Genomic DNA, 304 nt, shown 5'->3' on the forward strand with positions numbered 1-304 from the left:
CACTTGCAGAGCGTGCTCTTGTACGGGGCGCCGTAGTGCGTCGGGCCGTACACGCCCATCGTGGTCAGGTTGTTGCCGTTGCAGTCGAACACGCCGTACAGGTTCGGCTCTGCCGCCTCCTGCTCGGGGAACCACCAGCCGTGGTCGGCCGACACCGTGTCTTTGCGGATGCGCACGGTGGTATGGGCGCGCAGGCGGGCGGAGCCCAGGTTGTTCGAGATGGTGCACCAGTCGCCGTCGGCGATGCCGTAGGCTGCCGCCGTCTCGGGATGCACGAGGAACTCGGGCTCGGGGTGCAAGCGGC

General features: G+C 68.1%; 1 protein-coding gene. It reads right to left on the bottom strand.

Annotation, left to right across the window (positions count from 1 at the left end; translation table 11 throughout):
- On the bottom strand, nucleotides 1-304 hold a 304-nt coding region (locus PZE06_RS27890; protein WP_275792385.1), incomplete at both ends, for a molybdopterin dinucleotide binding domain-containing protein.

Source organism: Robertmurraya sp. DFI.2.37, assembly GCF_029211245.1.
GTDB lineage: Bacteria > Bacillota > Bacilli > Bacillales > Cytobacillaceae > Robertmurraya > Robertmurraya methanolica_A.